Source organism: Desulforamulus aquiferis (assembly GCF_030577015.1).
Lineage (GTDB): Bacteria > Bacillota > Desulfotomaculia > Desulfotomaculales > Desulfotomaculaceae > Desulfotomaculum > Desulfotomaculum aquiferis.
In genome coordinates this window covers 1-295 of record NZ_JARPTC010000073.1, presented here as the reverse complement: position 1 = coordinate 295, position 295 = coordinate 1, and the positions used below count along the sequence as shown (strand labels likewise).

Below are 295 nucleotides of genomic sequence, written 5' to 3'. Positions count from 1 at the left end.
CTGGCACCGAAGCTTTGGAATGATGAATGTCATTGGTAGGGGAGCGTTCTTAACGAGTAGAAGCGGTACCGTGAGGAGCCGTGGATTGTTAAGAAGTGAGAATGCCGGTATGAGTAAGCGAAAAGGCAGGTGAGAATCCTGCCCGCTGAAAACCTAAGGTTTTCTGGGGAAGGTTCGTCCGCCCAGAGTAAGTCGGGACCTAAGCCGAGGCCGCAAGGCGTAGGCGATGGACAATCGGTTGAGAATCCGATACCACCAAATACCGTTTGAGTGAAGGAGTGACGCAGGAGGGTAA

At 52.5% G+C, this 295-nt stretch carries 1 rRNA gene; it reads left to right on the top strand.

From position 1 onward, the window contains the following. Positions 1-295: ribosomal RNA gene (locus tag P6N53_RS18575) — 23S ribosomal RNA — on the top strand; the annotation flags it as partial.